The sequence below is a fragment of the Kitasatospora sp. NPDC048239 genome, assembly GCF_043202015.1.
GTDB lineage: Bacteria > Actinomycetota > Actinomycetes > Streptomycetales > Streptomycetaceae > Kitasatospora.
The window spans coordinates 357,741-379,663 of sequence record NZ_JBICZP010000003.1 but is presented as its reverse complement, the minus strand read 5'-3'; the positions used below and the strand labels follow the sequence as shown (position 1 = coordinate 379,663).

General features: G+C 71.2%; 17 protein-coding genes. 10 read left to right on the top strand and 7 right to left on the bottom strand.

The window, feature by feature from the left end; all coding sequences use genetic code 11:
* Window positions 1-24: 24 nt before the first annotated feature.
* From rplI to rpsF, 4 genes are all read right to left on the bottom strand, one after another.
* Entirely contained in the window at window positions 25-471 is a 447-nt protein-coding gene (gene rplI, locus ACGFZP_RS09495) for a 50S ribosomal protein L9 (RefSeq protein WP_209415674.1), read from the bottom strand.
* Window positions 472-488: 17 nt separating this feature from the next.
* A complete protein-coding gene (rpsR, locus tag ACGFZP_RS09490) occupies window positions 489-725 on the bottom strand; it encodes a 30S ribosomal protein S18 (RefSeq protein WP_030304537.1) in 237 nt (78 codons plus the stop codon).
* Between the two features lie 79 nt (window positions 726-804).
* Window positions 805-1,413 (bottom strand): single-stranded DNA-binding protein, encoded by a 609-nt coding sequence (locus ACGFZP_RS09485; RefSeq protein ID WP_392930329.1) that lies wholly within the window; start codon window positions 1,411-1,413, stop codon window positions 805-807.
* 96 nt (window positions 1,414-1,509) lie between these two features.
* The gene (gene rpsF, locus ACGFZP_RS09480) at window positions 1,510-1,800 is read right to left on the bottom strand and encodes a 30S ribosomal protein S6 (RefSeq protein WP_148643846.1); all 291 of its coding nucleotides are present in this window, start codon (window positions 1,798-1,800) and stop codon (window positions 1,510-1,512) included.
* 301 nt (window positions 1,801-2,101) lie between these two features.
* Between rpsF and ACGFZP_RS09475 the strand changes: the two genes are divergently transcribed.
* The 3 genes from ACGFZP_RS09475 (at window position 2,102) to ACGFZP_RS09465 (ending at window position 4,788) form a co-directional block, all read left to right on the top strand.
* Complete coding sequence (locus tag ACGFZP_RS09475; RefSeq protein ID WP_392930327.1) at window positions 2,102-2,401, top strand: hypothetical protein; 300 nt, start codon at window positions 2,102-2,104, stop codon at window positions 2,399-2,401.
* Window positions 2,402-2,588: 187 nt separating this feature from the next.
* Window positions 2,589-3,707, top strand: a complete 1,119-nt coding sequence (locus ACGFZP_RS09470) for a lipid II:glycine glycyltransferase FemX (protein ID WP_392930324.1) — start codon at window positions 2,589-2,591, stop codon at window positions 3,705-3,707.
* A 46-nt stretch (window positions 3,708-3,753) separates the two neighbouring features.
* Entirely contained in the window at window positions 3,754-4,788 is a 1,035-nt protein-coding gene (locus ACGFZP_RS09465) for an alanine racemase (protein WP_387947623.1), read from the top strand.
* 49 nt (window positions 4,789-4,837) lie between these two features.
* Here ACGFZP_RS09465 and ACGFZP_RS09460 read toward each other — a convergent pair whose 3' ends face one another.
* Both ACGFZP_RS09460 and ACGFZP_RS09455 read right to left on the bottom strand, forming a co-directional pair.
* Entirely contained in the window at window positions 4,838-6,436 is a 1,599-nt protein-coding gene (locus tag ACGFZP_RS09460; protein ID WP_392930320.1) for a glycosyltransferase family 87 protein, read from the bottom strand.
* Window positions 6,437-6,582: 146 nt separating this feature from the next.
* Window positions 6,583-9,249 (bottom strand): transglycosylase domain-containing protein, encoded by a 2,667-nt coding sequence (locus tag ACGFZP_RS09455; RefSeq protein ID WP_392930318.1) that lies wholly within the window; start codon window positions 9,247-9,249, stop codon window positions 6,583-6,585.
* A gap of 354 nt (window positions 9,250-9,603) precedes the next feature.
* Between ACGFZP_RS09455 and ACGFZP_RS09450 the strand changes: the two genes are divergently transcribed.
* From ACGFZP_RS09450 to ACGFZP_RS09430, 5 genes are all read left to right on the top strand, one after another.
* Window positions 9,604-10,305 (top strand): helix-turn-helix transcriptional regulator, encoded by a 702-nt coding sequence (locus tag ACGFZP_RS09450; protein ID WP_392930316.1) that lies wholly within the window; start codon window positions 9,604-9,606, stop codon window positions 10,303-10,305.
* Between the two features lie 129 nt (window positions 10,306-10,434).
* A complete protein-coding gene (locus tag ACGFZP_RS09445) occupies window positions 10,435-11,517 on the top strand; it encodes an inositol-3-phosphate synthase (protein ID WP_392930314.1) in 1,083 nt (360 codons plus the stop codon).
* A gap of 128 nt (window positions 11,518-11,645) precedes the next feature.
* Entirely contained in the window at window positions 11,646-12,980 is a 1,335-nt protein-coding gene (locus tag ACGFZP_RS09440) for an MFS transporter (RefSeq protein ID WP_392931023.1), read from the top strand.
* A gap of 97 nt (window positions 12,981-13,077) precedes the next feature.
* A complete protein-coding gene (locus tag ACGFZP_RS09435) occupies window positions 13,078-13,770 on the top strand; it encodes a hypothetical protein (RefSeq protein WP_392930312.1) in 693 nt (230 codons plus the stop codon).
* 38 nt (window positions 13,771-13,808) lie between these two features.
* On the top strand, window positions 13,809-14,861 hold the full coding sequence (locus ACGFZP_RS09430) for a hypothetical protein (protein ID WP_392930310.1): 1,053 nt from the start codon (window positions 13,809-13,811) through the stop codon (window positions 14,859-14,861).
* A 71-nt stretch (window positions 14,862-14,932) separates the two neighbouring features.
* Here ACGFZP_RS09430 and ACGFZP_RS09425 read toward each other — a convergent pair whose 3' ends face one another.
* Window positions 14,933-16,357 carry a CCA tRNA nucleotidyltransferase gene (locus tag ACGFZP_RS09425; RefSeq protein ID WP_392931021.1) on the bottom strand — a complete coding sequence of 475 codons (1,425 nt, stop codon included), beginning with the start codon at window positions 16,355-16,357 and terminating at the stop codon, window positions 14,933-14,935.
* Window positions 16,358-16,720: 363 nt separating this feature from the next.
* Between ACGFZP_RS09425 and ACGFZP_RS09420 the strand changes: the two genes are divergently transcribed.
* Entirely contained in the window at window positions 16,721-19,231 is a 2,511-nt protein-coding gene (locus tag ACGFZP_RS09420) for a DUF6049 family protein (protein ID WP_392930308.1), read from the top strand.
* Between the two features lie 57 nt (window positions 19,232-19,288).
* A complete protein-coding gene (murJ, locus tag ACGFZP_RS09415; RefSeq protein WP_392930306.1) occupies window positions 19,289-21,817 on the top strand; it encodes a murein biosynthesis integral membrane protein MurJ in 2,529 nt (842 codons plus the stop codon).
* The last annotated feature ends 106 nt before the right edge of the window (window positions 21,818-21,923 follow it).

Sequence of the window (21,923 nt, the reverse complement as noted above, 5' to 3'; positions counted from 1 at the left end):
TCAGGCCACTGCTACTGAACGGACTCAGGCAGCGACGACGGCGACGTCGAGGTTGGCCTGGACGTCGGCGTGCAGCTTGACCGAGACCTTGTGGGTGCCCACGGTCTTGATCGGCGAGGCGATCGCGACGGCGCGCTTGTCCACGGCCGGGCCGCCGGCGGCCTTGATGGCCTCGACGACATCGGCCTGGGTGACCGAGCCGAACAGACGGCCGGCCTCGCCCGAGCGAACGGCCAGCTTGACCTGGACGCCCTCGAGCTTGCCCTTGACCTCGGTAGCGGCCTCGAGCGTCTGGATCTCGTGGATCTTGCGGGCGCGACGGATCGCGTCGACGTCCTTCTGGCCGCCCTTGGTCCAGCGGATGGCGAAGCCACGCGGGACCAGGAAGTTGCGGGCGTAGCCGTCCTTGACCTCGACGACCTCGCCGGCGGAGCCGAGACCCGGCACCTCGTGCGTGAGGATGATCTTCATTACTTGGTCACCCTCTCTTAGCGCGCGGTGCTGGTGTAGGGCAGCAGCGCCATCTCACGGCTGTTCTTCACGGCCGTGGCGACGTCACGCTGGTGCTGGGTGCAGTTGCCGGTGACCCGGCGGGCACGGATCTTGCCACGGTCGGAGATGAACTTCCGCAGCAGGTTCGTGTCCTTGTAGTCAACGTAGTTGACCTTGTCCTTGCAGAAGACGCAAACCTTCTTCTTCGGCTTGCGAGCAGGCGGCTTCGCCATTGTGTGCTCCATTTGGGGTTCACGGCCCGGCTGGCGTCTCACGACGCCGGCCGCCGGGCCGCACGAAATCTGTCAGCTCTTAGAACGGGGGCTCTTCCGAGAAACCGCCGCCGGACGGGGCGCCCCAGCTGCCGCCACCCTGGTTTCCACCAGAGGGAGCACTGGAAGCCCACGGGTCGTCGGACGGGCCGGACTGGCCGCCACCGGAGTTTCCACCCCAGTTGCCGCCGCCCTGCTGGCCGCCACCGCCGCCCCAGTTACCGCCCTGGCCGCCGCCGCCCTGCTGGCCGCCGCCGAAGCCGCCGCCACCGGGAGCACCGGACCGGTTGGCCCGGGTGACCTTCGCGGTCGCCGAGCGCAGGCTCGGACCGACCTCGTCGACCTCGACCTCGAAGACCGTCCGCTTCTCGCCTTCCTTGGTCTCGTAAGACCGCTGGCGCAGTCGGCCCTGCACGATGACGCGCATGCCGCGCTGCAGCGACTCGGCGACGTTCTCCGCCGGCTGCCGCCAGACGTTGCACGTGAGGAAGAGGCTCTCGCCGTCCTTCCACTCGTTCGTCTGACGGTCGAAGGTGCGGGGGGTGGACGCGATGCGGAACTTCGCGACCGCCGCACCCGACGGGGTGAAGCGCAGCTCGGGGTCGTCGACGAGATTGCCGACGAGGGTGATGACGGTCTCGCCTGCCATGGTGGTGATGACCTCTCCGGAAGAGTTCCGTTCACCGCTGTTTCACGTGAAACAGCGGACGCGAGCTACCCGAGGCCCGAGGGCCTCAGAGGTGGCTCAGTGGGTGTCCGGGCGCAGGACCTTGGTCCGGAGAACCGACTCGCTCAGGCCAAGCTGGCGGTCGAGCTCCTTGACGACCTCAGGCGTGGCCTTGAGGTCGATGACCGAGTAGATGCCCTCGGACTGCTTGTTGATCTCGTAAGCCAGACGGCGACGGCCCCAGGTGTCGACCTTCTCCACCTTGCCGCCGCCATTGCGGACGACGGTGAGGAAGTTCTCGATCAGGGGGGCGACAGCGCGCTCCTCAACCGAGGGGTCGAGGATGACCATCAGCTCGTAGTGACGCATGTGTAACCCACCTCCTTTGGACTCAGCGGCCACGGTCTCTCCGTGGCAGGAGGGTTGTGCAGCGTCGGCACCGGAGTAGTGACGACACCGGCTCACCGTAGCGGCCGGGTCCGACACTCGGGCCCCATCGACCCGGAAGAGGGCGCAAGGGGGCACAACTACACCAGTGCAGACCGCACAGCCTACCCGCACCCGTACGGCCGAACAAAATGCATAGGGGTTGTGATCCATGCCCCAACCGCCGCAATCTGGACGGAACGGGTTTCCTGCTCGTTCGTCTCCTCGCCTGGAGGTGGGTCTCATGGCCCAGTCCATCCACCGGTTCCCCGCCCTCACCCTGAACACCGACGGCCACCGGCACCCCCGAGAGAACGCCCTGGTCGGCGTCACCGCCGTACTGGGCCTGCTGGCCTTCACGACCTCGTTCTTCCACGGTCTCCATCTGCTGAGCTCCTGGAGCGGGCTCTTCGGCGTCGTCACCGGTCTGTGGGGGCAGTTCGTCTCCGTGACCACGGCCGAGCGCTTCGTCCTGATCGTCTCGCTCGTCGCCTCGGCCTTCGGCCTCTACCTGGGTCTGGCCCGGGGCGGTCTCTGGGGCTAGGGCCTGTTCCGCCAGACCCCGGCCCCGTCCTCCCACGCGGAACCCCTGGCGCCCCCGTCGCGTACCTACCTAAGGGCAGGCAGGCGCCGGGGGCGCCGCCGCGCCCACAGCCGAAGGGGTCCCGGAGGATAAAGTCACCCCCGGGAACCTGGGGCCCACCGAGCCCGACCGACGAGGAGCACCGAGCATGAGCCTGCGCCTGAGGACGATCACCCGCGAGGAGCACCTCGCCTTCATCAGGAGCCGCGCCTCGGCCAGCCACATGCAGGTGCCGTCCTGGGGCGATGTGAAGGCCGAGTGGCGCACCGAGTCGATCGGCTGGATCGACGACTCCGGTCAGATCGTCGGCGCCGGCCTGGTGCTCTACCGCCAGCTCCCGAAGGTCAAGCGCTACCTGGCCTACCTGCCCGAGGGCCCGGTGATCGACTGGTTCGACCGCGACCTGGACCGCTGGCTGTCGCCGATGCTGGCGCACCTGAAGTCGCAGGGCGCCTTCTCGGTGAAGATGGGCCCGCCGGTGGTGATCCGGCGCTGGAACGCGCCGACCATCAAGGAGGCCATCGCCGGCAAGCAGGCCAAGCGCCTGCGCGACATCGAGGCCGACTGGTACGAGCCGCGCGCCTTCGAGGTGGCCGACCGGCTGCGCAAGGCGGGCTGGCTGCAGGGCGAGGACGGCGGCGCCGGCTTCGGCGACGTGCAGCCGCGCTACGTCTTCCAGGTGCCGCTGGCCAACCGCTCGCTGGACGACATCCAGAAGGGCTTCAACCAGCTCTGGCGCCGCAACATCAAGAAGGCCGAGAAGTCCGGCGTCGAGGTCGTCCAGGGCGGCTACGACGAGCTGCCGATCTTCCACCAGCTGTACCTGGTGACGGCCGAGCGCGACCGCTTCACCCCGCGCCCGCTGGCCTACTTCCAGCGGATGTGGAAGGCCCTCACCGCCGAGGACCCGAACCGCATGCGGCTCTACATCGCCTACCACGAGGGCGAGCCGCTGGCCGCGACCACGATGCTGGTGGTCGGCGAGCACGTCTGGTACTCCTACGGCGCCTCGGCCAACCACAAGCGCGAGGTCAAGCCGTCCAACGCCATCCAGTGGCGGATGATGCGCGACTCCTACGCCCTCGGCGGCGGGGTGTACGACCTGCGCGGCATCAGCGACACGCTGGACGAGAACGACCACCTGTTCGGCCTGATCCAGTTCAAGGTCGGCACCGGCGGCCAGGCCGCCGAGTACCTCGGCGAGTGGGACTTCCCGCTCAACAAGCTGCTGCACAAGGCGCTCGACCTCTACATGTCGCGCCGCTGAGCCGCTTGCGCCCCGCCGTGCCCCTCACCCCCTGGGAGATGACCCGATGACGCTGTCGCTCTACCTCGACACCGACCGCTGGCGCACCCACCAGCGCACCGTCCTGGCCGAGTTCCCCGGCCTGGTGCCGGTGGCGAAGGGCAACGGCTACGGCCTGGGCAACCACCGGCTGGCCGAGGAGGCGACCCTGCTGGGCACCGGCGTGCTGGCCGTCGGCACCGCCTACGAGGCGGCGGACGCCGCCGACTGGTACGGCGGCGAGCTGCTGGTGCTCACCCCGTACCGGGTCGGCGAGGAGGTCCTGCCGCTGCCGCACGCCCGGGTGATCCGGACGGTGGCGAACCTGGCCGGACTGCGGGCGCTGCACGGCGCCCGCGTCGTGGTGGAGTGCATGACCACCATGCGCCGGCACGGGGTGGGCGCGGCCGACCTGCCGGCCGTCGCCGCCGAGCTGGACGGCGTCTCCTTCGAGGGCCTGGCCCTGCACCTGCCGATGGACCGGCCGGACGGCTCCGACCCGGTCGACGAGGTGGCGTACTGGGTGGACACCGCCCGGGCCGCCGGCGTGCCGGTGCACACCGTGTTCGTCAGCCACCTCGGCGCGGCGGGCATGGGGCAGCTGGCCCAGCGCTACCCGGACACCGTCTTCCGGGCCCGGATCGGCACCCGGCTCTGGCTGGGCGACCACGGGGCGCTGGAGGTCCGGGCGACGGTGCTGGACGTCACCCCGGTCGTCAAGGGCGACCGCTACGGCTACCGCCAGCACCCGGCGCCCTCCGACGGCCACCTGGTGGTGGCAGCCGGGGGCACCGCGCACGGCATCGGCCTGGAGGCACCGAAGTACGTCCAGAGCATGTCCTCCCGGGCCAAGGGCATCGCCCGGGCCGGTCTGGCGACGGTCAACAAGACCAAGTCGCCGTACAACTGGTCCGGCAAGCAGCTCTGGTTCGCCGAGCCGCCGCACATGCAGGTCTCCCTGCTGTTCCTGGACAACGAGACCAAGCCGCCGGTCGTGGGCGACGAGCTCGCCCTGCAGGTCCGGCACACCACCACGCACTTCGACCGGGTGGTGGACCGCTAGGCCCCGTCGGTCGGACCGGCCCGAGGGCCCGTCCGACCGGGGGCACGCCCTACCGTTCGGCGCTGTCGGCCGGTTCCGGCGCGGTCGGCTCGTCCAGCCACTGCTCGGGACCGGCCGGCGCGTATCCGGCGTAGGTCGCCTCCTCCTTCAGCTGCCGGGCGGTGCCCAGCACGAAGACGTCCGGCGCGTGGTCCAGCACCCCGCCGGACGGGTCGTCGCTGCCGTCCCAGCGCACCGGGTCGCGGTCGGGCAGCAGGATGTCCCGGATCACCACCCCGCACAGGTAGAGCGTTCCGAGCAGGTGCAGGACGATCGCGAAGTGGTACCAGGACTCGCCGATTCCCTGCTGCTTGGCTCCGGTGACGAAGCCCAGGTGGGACCAGATGCCGAGGGTGTACAGCACCTCGCAGGCCTGCCAGATCAGGAAGTCCCGCCAGCGCGGCCGGGCCAGCACCGCGAACGGGATCAGCCAGAGCACGTACTGCGGTGAGTAGACCTTGTTGGCCAGCACGAACGCGGCCACCACCAGGAAGGCGAGCTGTGCGAAGCGCGGGCGGCGGGGCGCCGAGAGGGCCAGCCAGCCGATCCCCAGGCAGCAGAGCACCATCAGCACCGCGATGAAGGTGTCCAGGTTCTCCAGCCCGACGCCGCGGGTCTGCATCAGGATCAGCCAGAAGGACCCGTAGTCCTCCTTGCGGTGCTTGCTGAAGACGTAGAAGGTCGACCAGCCCTGCCAGTTGGCCATCATGATCGGCAGGTTGACCAGCACCCAGGCGCCGACCGCGCCGCCCAGCATCGCCCGGAACTCGCGCCACCGGCCGGCCCGCCAGCAGAGCAGCAGCAGCGGGCCGATCAGCAGCACCGGGTAGAGCTTGGCGGCGGTGGCCAGGCCGATGAAGACACCGGCCCAGACCGGGCGGGAGCCGGACCACCAGGCCATCGCGACGGCGGCCAGGGCGACCGCCAGCAGGTCCCAGTTGACGGTGGAGTTCAGCAGCAGACAGGGGGCGAGCGCGAACAGCAGGGCGTCCCAGGGGCGCCGGCGGTGGGTGCGCGACAGGGCGACCACCGCGACCACCGCGCAGGCCATCAGCAGGCCCGCGTTGATCGCCCAGAACCACTGCTCCTGGCTCTGGGTGCCGCCGCCACCGGGCGTCAGCCAGGCCGCCACCTGCATGAACAGACCGGTCAGCACCGGGTATTCGAGGAACTGGAGGTCACCCGAGGTGCCCGGGATCCGGTCGATGTACGGGTGCAGGCCGGCCGCGAAGCCGCGTCCGGAGAACAGGTGCGGGATGTCGCTGTAACAGGCGTGCACGTACTGCGGCGATCCGGGCTGGAACCAGGCGGTGTTGTAGCAGGGCAGCTTCTGCGCCATGCCCAGCACCGAGACCACGATCACCACCAGCGCGAGGAAGCGCGCCGGCACCCACCAGGAGACGCCCAGCAGGGCTCGTCGGCCGGGCGGGCCGCCGATCACCTCGCTTCCGGCCGCCGCGACCGGGTCCTCGTCCGCGGGGACGACCACGGTGTTGGCCGGCGGGGCGGGCGGTCCGGCCGGGTCCGCGGCGGGCGCCGCCAGGACGAGCCCGGCGGCCTCGACTGGCCCGGTCTGGCCGACGGATTCGTCACGCGCGCTCGACGTCATGCCGGACATCCTGCCGCACCTCCCCCACCAGGACGAGGAGGCCCCCTGAGCGGCACGGGACCGGTCCGGCGAATCATGACGAAACGGCGGTGGCGCCCCTCCGCAGAGGGGCGCCACCGCCGTTCGGAACCGTTCACAGCCGATCGTCAGGGCGCCATGCCCTGCTGGGCGCCGGTGCTCGCCGACGGCGAGGTGGTCGGCTTGGGCGGCTTGGTGCTGGTCGGGCTGGGATCGCTGGTCGACGCGGACGGGGAGGGCTGCTGGGAGGGGCACAGCCCGGGGATGAGGCAGCTGGGCGAGGCTCCGCCACCGCCGCCACCGCCACCGCCGCCGCCCGGGTGGGTCGACTTGCTCTGCGTCGGGGTCGGCACGGTACCCGGGCAGTCCACGCCGGGCACGCAGGCCGGCGGCTGGGTCTGCGTCGGCTGCTGCGGCTGCGGTTGCTGCGGCTGCTGGGCGCCCGGGTCCGGGGCGGTGGTCGCCGCGGACTCCGTCATCGTGGGCGAGGGCGAGGCGCTCGCGGTGCTCGGCGCGCCCGAGGAGTCCACCTGGCTGCCGACCGGCTGCGGGGCGGGGAAGTCCATCTTCTTCTCGTTGGCCAGGGCGACCTTCATGTACCGGGTGAAGATGTCCGTCGGGGTGTCACCACCGTGGATCGAGTCCTTGCCGCCGGTGCCGTTGAGCGAGAGCCGCTCGTGCTTGGCCGGGTCCTCGCGCCACATCGCGACGCTGGTGGCCAGCTGCGGGGTGTAGCCGACCCACCAGGCCGACTTGTTCTGGTCGGTGGTACCGGTCTTGCCGGCCACCGGGCGGCCCAGCGAGTTGCTCAGCTTGCCGGTACCGTTCTTGGCCACGTTCACCAGCACGTCGGTGACGTTGTCCGCGACGGCCGGCTCCAGCGCCTGCTTCAGCTCGGGCTTGCCGAAGCCGGCCAGCTCCTTGCCGCTGACCTCGACCTTGGTCACCGAGTAGGGGTCGGCCTGCTTGCCGCTGGCCGCCAGGGTGGCGTAGGAGTCGGCCATCCGGATCGGGCTCACGGTGGAGGTGCCGAGCGCGAAGGTCGGCGTCTTGGGGTCGGCGAAGCTCTCCTTGCGCACGCCCATCGCCTCCGCGATGTTGGCCACGTTCTGACCCCCGACGTCCTGGTTGAGCTGGACGAACGGCACGTTGTACGAGTTCTGCATGGCCTGCCGCAGCGAGACGTAGCCGCGCTTGCCGCTGTCCTCGTTCTTCTGCCGGTAGGGCTTGCCGTCGTCGCCGATCACCAGCGAGCCGTCCGGCTTGTGGATCTCGGACTTGTCGTCGGAGAGGTAGCGGCTGTCCGCGTTGATCCGCTTCGGCTTGCCCTGCTCGTCGGTCTGGGTCTGCACGCCGATCTGCATCGCGGCGGCCAGCACGAAGGGCTTGAAGGTCGAGCCGACCTGGACGCCCTTGGCGTCCGCGTTGTTGTCGAAGTGCTGGTTCTCCACACCGTCGCCGCCGTATATGGCGACGACCGCGCCGTCGCCGGGGCGGACGCTGGCGGCGCCGAACTGGACCCAGTTGTCCTGCTCGGGGCGCTTCTGCAGGTTGAGCGTCTCGCCCTTGACGTCGTCCACGGCCTTCTTGAGGGCGTCGACCTTGTCCTTCTCGAAGGTCGTGTAGATCTTGAAGCCGCCCTTGTCGATCGCCCGCTGGTCGATCTTGGGGTCCTTGCTCATGACGTACTTGTTGGCGGTGTCGACCAGGTAGCTGATCTCACCGTTCATGTTGGACGGCGGCTGGACCTTGATCGGCTCCGGGAACGTGGTGCACTTGGCGCGCTCCTCGGCGGTGGCGTTCTTGGTCTCCACCATCCGCTTCAGGATCCAGTTCCAGCGCTCCTCGGCGCGCTCGTGGTTGCCCTTGAGCGACGGGTCGTAGAGCCCCGCGCCCTTGAGCAGCCCGGCCAGCATCGCGCTCTGGCAGAGGTCCAGGTCCTTGGCGTTGACCCCGTAGTACGCCTGCGCGGCGGCCTGGGCGCCCTCCGCACCGCGACCGAACCAGCTGGTGTTGAGGTAGCCCTTCAGGATGTCGGGCTTCTCGGTCGTCTGGTTGATCTTCAGGGTGATGAAGAACTCCTTCACCTTGCGGTCAAGGGTCTGCTCCTGGGTGAGGTACGCGTTCTTGACGTACTGCTGGGTGATCGTCGAGGCGCCCTGCGTCTCGCCGCCCGTGGCCATGTTGTAGACGGCGCGCATCATGCCCATGGGGTCGATGCCGCTGTCGGTGCGGAAGGTCGAGTTCTCCGCCGCGATCACGGCGTTCTGCAGGTTGGGGCTGATGTCCGCGAGCTCGACGATCTGGCGGTTAGCCTCGCCCTTGCGGGTCATCTCCGAGCCGTCGGCCCAGTAGTAGATGTTGTTCTGACCCTTCACCAGGTCCTTGAGCGGCGGGACGGTGGTGCTCTGGTAGATGAAGAACACCCCGCCGACGCAGACCGCGAAGACCAGCAGGAACGCGGAGAGCCACTGCCGCCAGGACGGCAGCCAGCGGCGGACGCCCTGCTTGCCGAAGCGCGGGTAGTCGATGAAGCGCTTCTTGCCGGGCGGGCCCGGCTTGCCGCCCCGGCCCGTCGGCTCCGCCGCACCGCGCTTGCCGCCCTTCTGACCCGCCTTGCGCATCTCGGCACGGGTCATCCGGGGCTGTTGGGCGGTCTCCCGGACCCCCGAGGAGCGCCGCCCGCCGAGTCCGCCCGAGCTGAGCTCGTCGCCTCCGGCCCCGACCGGGCGGCCGTTGTCACCCGGAGGCTGTCCGCCGCCGCCGTCGGGCGACCTTCGCCGTCGTTCGCTCATGTTTCCAGCTACTCCTCGCCAGGCCGTCGAGCCTGAAGGCACGGTTCACGTCCAATGCCCGCAACCGCCCTAACCCCGGAGGTGGTCCTCGTGCACACGCGACAGCGTACGCAGCCGAGATATCCACCTAATCGGGCATCAGGCACCAACCGCCACAAAAGGGCGGCAGATCATTACACGGCCGTTGCCTAGCCCACCCGCGCGTCGCCTTGTGATCACATTCACGCGTGCCCCCCTTGCCCCTTCGAGGACCCAGGTTTACTGTTCTCGATATATCGAGCCGATACATCGGAACGGCATACCACCGGATACGGCGGTACCGCGGTCCGACCGGGAGGAAGGAGGACGACGGCATTGAGCAGGCGCTCAGGAGTGCTGGAGTTCGCCGTTCTCGGTCTGCTGCATGACGCACCGATGCACGGATACGAGCTGCGCAAGCGGCTCAACGTCCTGCTCGGCTCGTTCCGCGCGTTCTCCTACGGGACGCTCTACCCGTGTCTGAAGAGCCTGGTGGCCCAGGGTTTCCTGGTCGAGGACAACCCGGACGTCGCGTACGTCCCGGCCACCGCGCTCAACGGCAAGCGGTCCAAGATCGTCTACCGGCTCTCCCCCGAGGGCAAGCAGCGCTTCGAGGAACTGCTGGCCGACTCCGGCCCCGACGCCTGGGAGGACGAGCACTTCGGCGTCCACTTCGCGTTCTTCGGCCAGACCGACCGGGCGGTACGGATGCGCGTCCTGGAGGGGCGCCGCAGCCGGCTGGAGGAGCGCCTGGAGCGGATGCGCAACTCGCTCGCCCGGGCCCGCGAGCGGTTCGACGACTACACCGTCGAACTGCAGCGGCACGGACTGGAGTCGGTGGAGCGCGAGGTCCGGTGGCTCAACGAGCTGATCGAGACCGAGCGGGCCAACCGCACCGGCCGCCCCGGGGCCCCCAACGGCGGGCCCAACACCGCAGTACCCCCCACGACTTCGGACGGCCGTGGCCAGGAGGACGGGTCCTCGGACCCGCCCGGGCCACCGTACGACCGCCCGGGGCGCTCCGCCCAGGAGCGCTGACACCGCGTCAGCCCTGTGCCACGCGGCAGGAGTGGGCGCCTCGCGCGCCCGTCACAGCAGTCATCGAAGAAGCAGGACGAGCACCGCCGAGTCTCGGCGGCGCTCATGAGATCACAGGGAGCAACCGGAATGGGTTCGGTTCGCGTAGCCATCGTTGGCGTGGGCAACTGCGCCGCCTCGCTGGTGCAGGGTGTCGAGTACTACAAGGACGCCGACCCGGCCGGCAGGGTCCCCGGGCTGATGCACGTCCAGTTCGGTGACTACCACGTCAGCGACGTGGAGTTCGTCGCCGCGTTCGACGTCGACGCCAAGAAGGTCGGCTTCGACCTGGCCGACGCCATCGGCAACAGCGAGAACAACACCATCAAGATCTGCGACGTGCCGCCGACCGGCGTCACCGTCCAGCGCGGCCACACCTTCGACGGTCTGGGTAAGTACTACCGGGAGACCATCGAGGAGTCCGACGAGACCCCGGTCGACGTCGTCAAGGTCCTCAAGGACCAGCAGGTCGACGTCCTGGTCTGCTACCTGCCCGTCGGTTCCGAGGACGCGGCCAAGTTCTACGCCCAGTGCGCCATCGACGCCAAGGTCGCCTTCGTGAACGCCCTGCCGGTGTTCATCGCGGGCACCAAGGAGTGGGCGGACAAGTTCACCGAGGCCGGCGTGCCGATCGTCGGTGACGACATCAAGTCCCAGGTCGGCGCCACCATCACGCACCGCGTGATGGCCAAGCTGTTCGAGGACCGCGGTGTCATCCTCGAGCGCACCATGCAGCTGAACGTCGGCGGCAACATGGACTTCAAGAACATGCTCGAGCGCGAGCGCCTGGAGTCCAAGAAGATCTCCAAGACCCAGGCCGTCACCTCGCAGATCCGCGACCGTGAGCTGGGTGCCAAGAACGTCCACATCGGCCCGTCCGACTACGTGGCGTGGCTCGACGACCGCAAGTGGGCCTACGTCCGCCTTGAGGGTCGCGCGTTCGGCGACGTCCCGCTGAACCTGGAGTACAAGCTCGAGGTCTGGGACTCCCCGAACTCCGCCGGTGTCATCATCGACGCCGTGCGCGCCGCGAAGATCGCCAAGGACCGCGGCATCGGTGGCCCGATCCTGTCGGCGTCCTCGTACTTCATGAAGTCCCCGCCGGTCCAGTACTTCGACGACGAGGCCCGCGAGAACGTCGAGAAGTTCATCCGCGGCGAGGTCGAGCGCTGAGCATCGGGCTGACTGCTCGTAAGCTCTGAACGGACCCATGGTCTTGGACCATGGGTCCGTTCACCTTTTCCCGGCGAATGTTTCACGTGAAACACCGACCGGTTCCATGGCAATCTGGGCGGGTGGCGATCACGGAGAACGGCAGCACCACCCACCGGCCCGCGCAGCGCGCCACCCTCCTCGGCCTGCTCCGCGGCCGCGACTTCCGCCGGCTGCTGACCGCCCGGGTGCTCTCCCAGCTCTCCGACGGGGTCTTCCAGGTCTCCCTCGCCGCCTATGTGGTGTTCTCCCCGGAGAAGCAGTCCTCCCCCGCCGACATCGCCTCCGTCCTGGCCGTGATGCTGCTGCCGTTCTCGGTGATCGGCCCGTTCGCCGGCGTGCTGCTGGACCGCTGGCGGCGCCGCCAGGTGCTCTACTTCGGCAACCTGGCCCGGTTCGGGCTCGGCCTGGTGACCGGCGCCCTGCTGCTGGCCGAGGCCCCGTCCTGGCTGTTCTTCGCCTCCGCCCTGCTGGTCACCGCGCTCAACCGGTTCATCCTGGCCGGCCTGTCGGCCGCGCTCCCCCGGGTGGTGCCACAGGAACAGCTGGTGACCGCCAACGCGCTCTCGCCCACTCTCGGCACGGTCGCCGCGGCCTCCGGCGGCGGCCTCGGCTTCGTGCTGCACCAGGTGATGACCCCCGGGCCCCGGGCCGACGCGGCCCTGGTGACGGTCGCCGCGCTGCTCTACCTCTCGGCCGCGCTCGCCGCCCGCCGGATGGGCCGGGACCTCCTCGGGCCCGAGCACCGCACCGACCGCCCCCCGCTCGGCCGGGCCCTCGCCCAGGCCACCCGCGAGCTGGGCTCGGCCGTCCGGCACCTGGTCCGCGACTGCCGGCCCGCGGTGCACGCGCTGGCCGCCGTCACCGCCGCCCGGTTCTGCTACGGCGTGCTGATCGTCGTCGTGGTGATGCTGGCCCGCTACACCTTCAACGACCCGGCGGACAGCTCGGCCGGGCTGGTCACCCTCGGCCAGGCGGTCGGGCTCTCGGCCGCCGGGTTCTTCCTCGCCGCCGTGGTCAGCCCCTGGTGCACCCGCCGGCTTGGACTGGCCGGCTGGATGACGGTCTGCCTGGCGGCGCCGGTGGTGTTCGTCCCGGCGCTCGGCCTGGGCTTCTCCCTGGTGCCGTGCCTGATCGCGGCGCTCCTGCTCGGCGTGGTCACCCAGGGCACCAAGATCTGTGCCGACACCGTGGTCCAGGAGTCGGTCGAGGACGAGTACCGCGGCCGCGTCTTCGCCATCTACGACGTGCTGTTCAACGTCGCCTTCGTGGCCGCCGCCCTGGTGACCGCCCTGGTGCTGCCGATCTCCGGACGCTCGGTGCCGGTAGTCCTGGGGGTCGCCCTGGTCTACGGGCTCTCCGCCCTGTGGTACTTCCGGGCCGCCCGCCGTACCGGTCCCATCCCCGGTGACCAGGCCTCCTGAGGGCCCGCGCACCCTCGAAACCCGTCGCGTCCGAGTGAGTCGCTAAGGTACGTCAGATCTGTCGGAGCGACAGCACTCTGTCTCGGGGGACAACCTGATGAGCACACCGCCAAATCCGTACGGCCAGCCGCCGCAGTACGGCTACCCGCAGGGACCGCCGGCCCCTCAGCCGTACGGTGCGCCGGCTCCTCAGCCCTACGGTGCGCCGGCCCCGCAGTACGGGCCGCCGCAGGCGGTGCCGGCCGGCTACGGCCACCCCCAGCCCCAGCCCCAGCCCGCTCCGCCGGCCTACGGCTACCCGGCCCCGGCCCCCCAGCCCGCTCCGCCGTACGGGCAGCAGCCGCCCTACGGCGCCCCTCCCGGGGGCCAGCCGCCGTACGGCCAGCCGCCCCAGTACGGCCACCCGCAGGCTCCGCAGCCGCCCGCCGCGCCAGCGCGCAAGACCGGCGCCAAGGCCAAGCTGAAGGTCGTCGGCATCGTGCTCGGCGGTATCGCGCTGATCGTCGGCTACTTCGTCAGCGGGCCGAGCGTGAGCAGCGCCAAGGTCGGCGACTGCGTCAAGGCCAGCGGCTCGCGCGACGTCGACATCGTCAAGTGCACCGACAGCAAGGCGAACTACAAGGTGCTGGCGAAGTTCACCGACAGCACCGACACCACCCGCTGCCGGCAGACGGCGGGGACGACCAGCACGGTCTCCGGCAAGAGCGGCCGGCGCTGGAACAAGAAGCGCTACGTGCTCTGCCTCGGCCCGCTGACCACCGGCGTGCCGCCGGTCAAGACGTCGTCCTGACCGCCCCACCACCACGACCTTCCCCGGGGGACCCCACCATGTCCGTTCCACCTCCGCAGATGCCGTACGGCGCCCCGCCGCCCTCCGACGGCAGCAACCCCTACGCCACCGGCAACCCGTACGGGGCGCCGGCCGGTGCCCCGCCGGTGCCGCCGCAGGCCGGTCCGCCGCCGGGCTACGGCTACCCGGCCGCTCCCCCTCCCGGCCCCGCGCCCGCGTACGGCGCGCCCGCCCCGGCGCCCGGCTACGGCTACCCGCAGGCCGCGATGGCCCCGCAGGGCGGCCCGGTCTGCCGCTTCTGCGGCGGCTTCCCCGCCGCGGACACCACGGTCCGCGGGCACCAGGGGATCATCATCATCATGCGGTTCCTGAAGCAGCCGGGACCGTTCTGCCGCACCTGCGGCACCGCCGTGGTGCGCGACATGTCGGCCCGCACGCTGGTCCAGGGCTGGTGGGGCTACCTGTCCTCGATCATCACGCCGATCACCCTGCTGCGGAACCTGGCGGCCCACAACAAGATCAAGCAGCTGCCGCTGCCCGTCCCCGGCACCCACGGCCCGCAGCTCGACCCGGGCGTCCCGCTGACCAAGCGGCCGCACATGCTGATGCTGCTGCTGCCGGTGCTCTCGATCACCTCGTTCATCATCCTGGCGACCACCGGCGCGGTGATCGGCGCGAACCACGACACGCCCCGGCCGATCCGCACCATCGCGGTGCCCACGGTGCCCGTCCCGGCCTTCCCCAGCCCGTCGTTCTCGATGCCGCCGATCCCGGAGATCACCACCCCGGCGGTCCCGAAGTCCTCGGCCCCGCCGGCGGCCTCCACGGTGCCCAGCGACATCGACCGCGCCAAGGTCGGCGACTGCCTGCGCAACGAGAACGGGACGACCGCCACCCACGACACCAAGCCGCGGATCACGATGCTGCCCTGCAGCGACTCGCGGGCCCAGTACAAGGTGCTCCGCAAGCTGCTCGCCACCAGCGACGACAAGGGCTGCGACGCCGTGCCCGACTCGGACAGCAGCTACACCCGGGAGTCCACCAGCTCGGCCCTGAGCTTCGTGCTCTGCCTCCAGTCGGTGAACACCTGACGGCACCGAGCGACAACGCGGAAGGGGTGGCACCGGAGGTCCGGTGCCACCCCTTCCGCGTCGGGCGCGGCTCAGCCCTGCTGCTCCGCCCACCAGGCGCGAAGCGCGGCGACGGCCTCGTCCTGCTCCATCGGGCCGTGCTCCAGTCGCAGCTCCAGCATGTGCTTGTAGGCCTTGCCGACCTGGGGGCCGGGCCTGAGGTCGAGCAGCTCCATGATCTGGTTGCCGTCCAGCGCGGGGCGCACGGCGTCCAGCTCCTCCTGGTTGCGCAGCTCCTCGATCCGCTGCTCCAGGCCGTCGTAGGTGCGGGAGAGCGCGGCGGCCTTCTTGCGGTTGCGGGTGGTGCAGTCGGAGCGGGTGAGCTTGTGCAGGCGCTCCAGCAGCGGGCCGGCGTCGGTGACGTAGCGCCGCACCGCGGAGTCGGTCCACTCGCCGCCGCCGTAGCCGTGGAAGCGCAGGTGCAGCTCCACCAGGCGGGAGACCTCCTCGGTGAGCTCCTTGGAGTACTTCAGGTCGCGCATCCGCTTGCGGGTCATCTTGGCGCCGACCACCTCGTGGTGGTGGAAGGAGACCCGGCCGTCGGACTCGAAGCGGCGGGTGCGCGGCTTGCCGATGTCGTGCAGCAGCGCGGCCAGCCGCAGGCTGAGGTCGGGGCCGTCCTGCTCCAGGTCGATGGCCTGCTCCAGCACGGTGAGCGAGTGCTCGTACACGTCCTTGTGGCGGTGGTGCTCGTCGCGCTCCAGGCGCAGCGCGGGCAGCTCCGGCAGGACGTGGTCGGCCAGGCCGGTGTCGACCAGCAGCCGCAGGCCCTTCACCGGGTGGGCGGCCAGCAGCAGCTTGTTGAGTTCGGCCTGGACCCGCTCGGCGGAGACGATGGTGATCCGCTCGGCCATCGCGGTCATCGCGGCGACGACCTCGGGAGCGGGCTCGAAGTCGAGCTGGGCGGCGAAGCGGGCGGCCCGCATCATCCGCAGCGGGTCGTCGGAGAAGGACTCCTCCGGGGTGGCAGGGGTGCGCAGCACCCGGGCCTCCAGGTCGTCCAGGCCGTGGTGCGGGTCGACGAAGCCGCGGCCGGGCAGGTCGACGGCCATCGCGTTGACGGTGAAGTCGCGGCGGACCAGGTCCTGCTCGATGGTGTCGCCGTAGGTGACCTCGGGCTTGCGCGAGGTGCGGTCGTAGGCCTCGGAGCGGTAGGTGGTGATCTCGATCAGGAACGAGCCCTGCGGGGTGTCCTTGCGGGCGCCCACGGTGCCGAAGGCGATGCCGACGTCCCACACGGCGTCCGCCCAGCCCTTGACCAGCCTGAGGACCTGGTGCGGCCGGGCGTCGGTGGTGAAGTCCAGATCGTTGCCGAGGCGGCCCAGCAGGGCGTCCCGGACGGATCCGCCGACCAGCGCCAGCCGGTGCCCGGCCGCCTCGAAGCGGCGGGCGATCTCGTCGGCGACCGGGGACACCCGCAGCAGTTCCTGCAGGCCCAGCGTCTGCGCCTCGCTCAGGCCGGGGACGACCTGGGTGGCGGTGCTGGAATGATGGGCGCCGGACTCATGGGCGGTGGACTCATTGGCAGTGGACACGGCTCACAAGGGTACGTGCCCCGAAGGGCCCGCCGCCCGCGCGTTTTCCGGCGTCTCACCGCAAGACCCGCAACACTGCACCCCCGGCTGCATCGTTACCATGCCGGTGGAACGAGTCTCGGGCACCGCTGAGGGGCCGCCGGGCCGCGTGCCGTCACGGTCGGCCGAACGCCGTCCGGCCGCGGTTCTCACGGCTGATCGTTTCGGCCGACGGAGCACCCCAGCAGCATCCCCAGCAGCAGAGCATCAAGCAGCGAGCGATCGAGAACGGCGAGGGCGAAGCGCGTGAGCGAGCCGGCACGGCACTCGGGCCTGGAGGCGTACGGACACCCTGGACGTGCCAGGAGTGCCGCCGACGGGCCCCCACCCGGGCGCCGTGCGGTCCGGGTGGCCAGGCGGGCGGCGGCCGCCCTCGCAGCGGCGCTCGCGCTGCTGGCGGCCACGCCGCAGGCCGGCGCGCTGCCCGCCACGGGAGCCCGCCCGTCGGCGGAGTCCGGGGTGACGGCCGAGTACCCGGTGGTGATGACCATCGAGAGCGTCGAGCAGCCGGTGGCCACGCCGAACGGCACCGTGACGATCAAGGGCCATGTCACCAACGCCGGGAAGTCCGTGCTCAAGTCGGCGCACGCGGCGGCCCGCAAACCCTGGGCGGGCAAGCCCCTGAACACCCGCAGCGACCTGGCCGCGGTGGCCGCCCGGACCAGTCCGGTCGGCGCCGACGGCATCGAGCTGGACAGCCCGCAGTACGCGCTGAACGAGCTGGGCCCGGGCCAGAGCCAGGCGTACACCCTGGGGATCGCGGTGAGCGACCTCCAGCTCTCCGGTGAGGGCGTGTACGAGCTCGCGGTGGACGTCTGGGGCTCGACCGCGGACAACCAGCGGGACCGCCCGCTGGGCATCGCCCGCACCTTCCTGCCGTACGACGACCCGGCGCCGAACGAGGCGCAGCCGTCCAAGGTGACCACCCTGTGGCCGCTGGTGCACGCCCCCGTGCTGGCCGCGCAGACCGCCTCCGAGAACGACCAGAGCATCCCGGTGCTGCGCGACGACAGCCTGACGGCGGAGTTCTCGCCGGGCGGGCGGCTGTACGAGCTGGTGGACACCGGGGCGAAGCTGCCGGGGCTGACCTGGGTGGTGGACCCCGACCTGCTGGACACCGCGTTCGCGATGACCAGGACGTACAAGGTGCAGAAGCCCGGCACCCAGGGCCAGTCGGCCAAGGAGGACAACGTCGTCCCGGGCACCGGCCAGGCCGCCGCGACGGCCTGGCTGGACAAGCTGCGGGCCGCGGTGGCGAAGTCGGGCAGCCAGGTGGTGGCCCTGCCGTACGCCGATCCGGACATCGCCTCGATCGCGCACAACGGCGCCGATCTGCCGGGCGTCGACGCCGCGCTCGGCAAGGCGTCCACCGCGGGCCGGCTGACCGTCGAGGGCCGGCTGTCGGTGGACACCCGGGCGGACGTGGCCTGGCCGTACCAGGGCTACCTGGACCAGCAGATCGCCGGCATGACGCAGCGCACCGGCAGCAGCCTGGTGCTGGTCAACGGGGCGAGCCTGCCGGAGTCGGACGGGCTGAAGTACACGCCGACCGCGCCGCGCCCGATCGGCAACGGCCAGACCGGGGTGGTCGCCGACAGCACGGTCTCCGAGCTGTTCGAGACCGATCTGAACACCCCGCAGGCGCAGAGCGAGGCCGTGCAGCGCTTCCTCGCCGAGACCTTCGTGATCTCCCGGCAGGAGCCGCAGAACCCGCGCGGCCTGCTGGTGATGCCGCCGCGCGAGCTGACCGCGAACAACGCCAAGGCGCTGGCGACGGCCCTGCTGACGGCGCAGGCCGGCAAGTGGGTGGAGCCGGTCAAGCTGGACGTGCTCGCCGCGGGCCCGGCCGATCCGAAGGCGAACTCCGCCGTCCCGGCGGCCACCGACTACCCGGCGCAGGCGCGCGCCTCGGAGCTGTCCTCGCTGGAGCTCACCGACACCATCAGGATCCAGAGCGAGCTGGACAAACTGATGCGGATCCTCACCCTGCCGCAGCGGGTGCGCGGTCCGTTCAGCGCGGCCATGGTGCGCTCGATGTCCACCGAGTGGCGCTCCCAGCCGCCCGCCGGCAGCACCTATCGCGACGGCGTGTCGACGTACCTCGGCGAGCTGACCAAGGCGGTGAAGGTACCGAAGAAGACCGTCATCACCTTCGCCGGCGACACCGGCGTGCTGCAGGTCAGCGTCCGCAACGACCTCACCCAGACGGTCACCAACCTCGAACTGGTGCTGACCCCGGCCCAGCCCAACCGGCTCAAGGTCGGCGCGCCGGAGCCGATCGTGCTGCCGGCCGCGCAGAGCGTCACGCTGCGGTTCGCGGCCGAGGCGCACAACAACGGGCCGGTCGCCATGACCGCCCAGCTGCGCACCACCGGTCCGGACTCACAGCCGTACGGCGAGCCGGTGACGTTCACGGTGGAGGTCACCTCGGTGACCAACGGCGTGCTGTACGTCTTCGGCGGCGGCCTGGTGCTGCTCCTGCTGGCGGGCCTGCGCTTCTACCGGCAGCGCAAGCGGCGGGCCCCGGCGGAGGACGGCGACGAACCGCTCGGCGACGAGCCGGCGGCCGACGGGCCGACCGACGGCACGAGCGGTGACACGAACGGCGACACGAGCGGCGGCGCGGCGGAGCCCGGGGAACGGGCCGCCACCGACGGGGGCGGGGGCCCCGGAGGTGAGGGACCTGCGCAGACACCGCGCGGCAGGACCGCAGATGGCCGGGATCGGGCCACCGGTGATGAGAAGGTTGGTCCTTGATACCGCCGACACCGCCCGACTCCGGGCCGGCCTCCCCCACGACAGCGAAGAGGTGACATGACCGGGCGCAGCGAGGAGCGGCCGCCGGGCCGCGGTGAGGGCCGGCCGGGTGCCGAGTCGCCGTCCGGCGACTGGTACGTGGCCGACACCTACGCCCAGGACCCGTACGCGGCCGACGCGTACCAGGGCCACCAGGACGGCCAGGACCCGTACGGCATGCAGACCGCCCGGCCCGCCGAGCCCCAGCAGCCGGTCGCGGCGTACGACGTGCCGCCGCAGCTGCCGCCGCAGGGCGGCGGCTACCCGACGCCGGTGCCGGCGAGCTCCTTCGCCCCGCCCGTCCCGCCGGTGCAGCCCGGCTGGGACACCCCGCCGCAGGCGGCCTGGCAGGAGGGCGCCCCCGGGTGGGAGCAGCCGGCCGCGCCGGCCGACCAGTGGGGCGGGCAGCACCACCAGCCCCAGCACCAGCACCAGCCGCCGCAGCACCAGCAGTGGCAGCCGGGCCCGGCGCACTCCGCGTGGGACTCCGAGAGCACCGAGTACGTGGGTGTGGACGCGCTGTTCGGCGCGGGCGGCGGCGGCCTCGGCCAGAGCGAGGCGGCGTCCCGTCCGCACGTGCCGCAGCCCCCGCAGTCGCCGCTCGGCCATGCCCCGATGGCCCCCGCGGCACCCGTGGCACCCGTCCCCCCCGTGCCGCAGTCGCCGCTGGGCCAGCCGCTCCTGCCGCCGGCCCCGTACCCGCAGGCCGGCTCCTACCCGGGCCACCACGGCGGCGGCCAGGACGGGCAGCGCCCGTTCGTCCCGCCGATCGAGTTCGACCCGCCGCTCTCCGAGGAGGAGGCCACCATGCAGGTGGCCGCCGTCCAGGTACCGCCCGCGGTGGAGCCGCTGGACGAGCTGGCGGCCGAGCCGCACGCCCCCCAGGCGCCCGCGGCCGGCGGCGGCAAGGTCGCCAGCCTGCTGAACTCCAGCGCGATCATGGCGGCCGGCACCCTGGTCTCCCGTGGCACCGGCTTCCTGCGCACGATGGTGATCACCGCCGCGATCGGCGTCAGCGTGATGGGCGACTCGTACAACGCCGCCTACACCCTGCCGACCCTGCTGTACATCCTGATCGGCGGCGGCGCCCTGAACGCCGTGTTCGTGCCGCAGCTGGTCCGCAGCATGAAGAACGACGAGGACGGCGGCACCGCCTACGCCAACCGGCTGCTCACCCTGGTGATGGTCGGGCTCGGCGCGGTCGTGCTGCTGGCCGTGGTCGGCGCCCCGCTGCTGGTGCAGCTGATCTCGCACCCGATGATGGCGAACCCGGCCCGCGCCGACACCACCGTGGCGCTGGCCCGCTACTGCCTGCCGACCATCTTCTTCATGGGCATCCACGTCGTGATGGGCCAGATCCTCAACGCCCGCGGCCGGTTCGGCGCGATGATGTGGACCCCGGTCCTCAACAACATCGTGGTGATCTTCACCTTCTCCGCCTACCTCTGGGTGTACGGCGGATTCGGCACCACCGGGGTCACCCCCGAGACGATCTCCCCCGAGGGCGTCCGGCTGCTCGGCATCGGCACCCTGGTCGGCCTCGCCGTCCAGGCGCTGTCGATGATCCCGTACCTGCGGGCGGCGGACTTCCACTACCGGCCGCGCTTCGACTGGCGCGGCCACGGCCTCGGCAAGGCCGGCCGGCTGGCCAAGTGGACCTTCTTCTTCGTGCTCGCCAACCAGGCCGGCTACCTGGTGATCACCCAGCTGGCCACCGCGGCCGGCAGCGCCGCCGAGCACGGCGGCCACAACGGTGTCGGCCTCGCCGCCTTCTCCAACGCCCTGCTCATCTGGCAGCTCCCGCAGGCCGTCATCGTGGTCTCGCTGATGAGCGCGGTGCTCCCCCGGCTCTCCCGGGCCGCCGCCGACGAGGACGCCGGCGCGGTGCGCGACGACATCTCGTACGGGCTGCGGACCACCGCCGTGGCGGTCGTCCCGGGCGCCTTCCTGTTCCTCTCGCTCGGCCCGGCGATCGGCCGCGCGATCTACGGGGTCGGCGGCGGCGAGGTGGCCCTGGACAGCGCCACCAACGTGGGTCTGATGCTCTCCGCCTTCGCGCTGGGCCTGATCCCGTACTCGGTGCAGTACGTGATGCTGCGCGGCTTCTACGCCTACGAGGACACCCGGACGCCGTTCTCCAACACCGTCTGGGTGGCGGCCTGCCAGGCCGGCTTCTCGCTGCTCTGCTGGGTCGCCCTCCCCGCCGAGTGGACCGTGACGGGTATGGCATTCGGGTACGGTCTGGCGTACGCCGTCGGAGTGGCGGTGGCGGTACCCAAGCTGAAGAAGAAGATCGGCGGCCTGGACACCAAGCGGATCGGCAAGACCTACACCCGGCTGATCACCGCCTGTGTGCCGGCCGCGCTGGTCGGGCTGGGCGTCAGTCTGGCGGTGCAGCAGGTCGTCGGCGGCTGGCTGGGCAGTGTGCTCACCATCGTCCTGGCCGGCGCCCTCCAGATCGCCGTCTTCACCCTGATCGCGAAGAAGCTGCGGATCGAGGAGCTGAACGCGATGCTGGGCATGGTCCGCGGCCGACTGGGCCGCTGACCGCTCGTACCAACCGGTCGTACCGGCCGGCGCCCTGATCGGGTGTCAACCGGACGACCGGGGTTCTCCGCCCCGTCGGGGCGGGCACTGGGCCGCCATCCGGTCC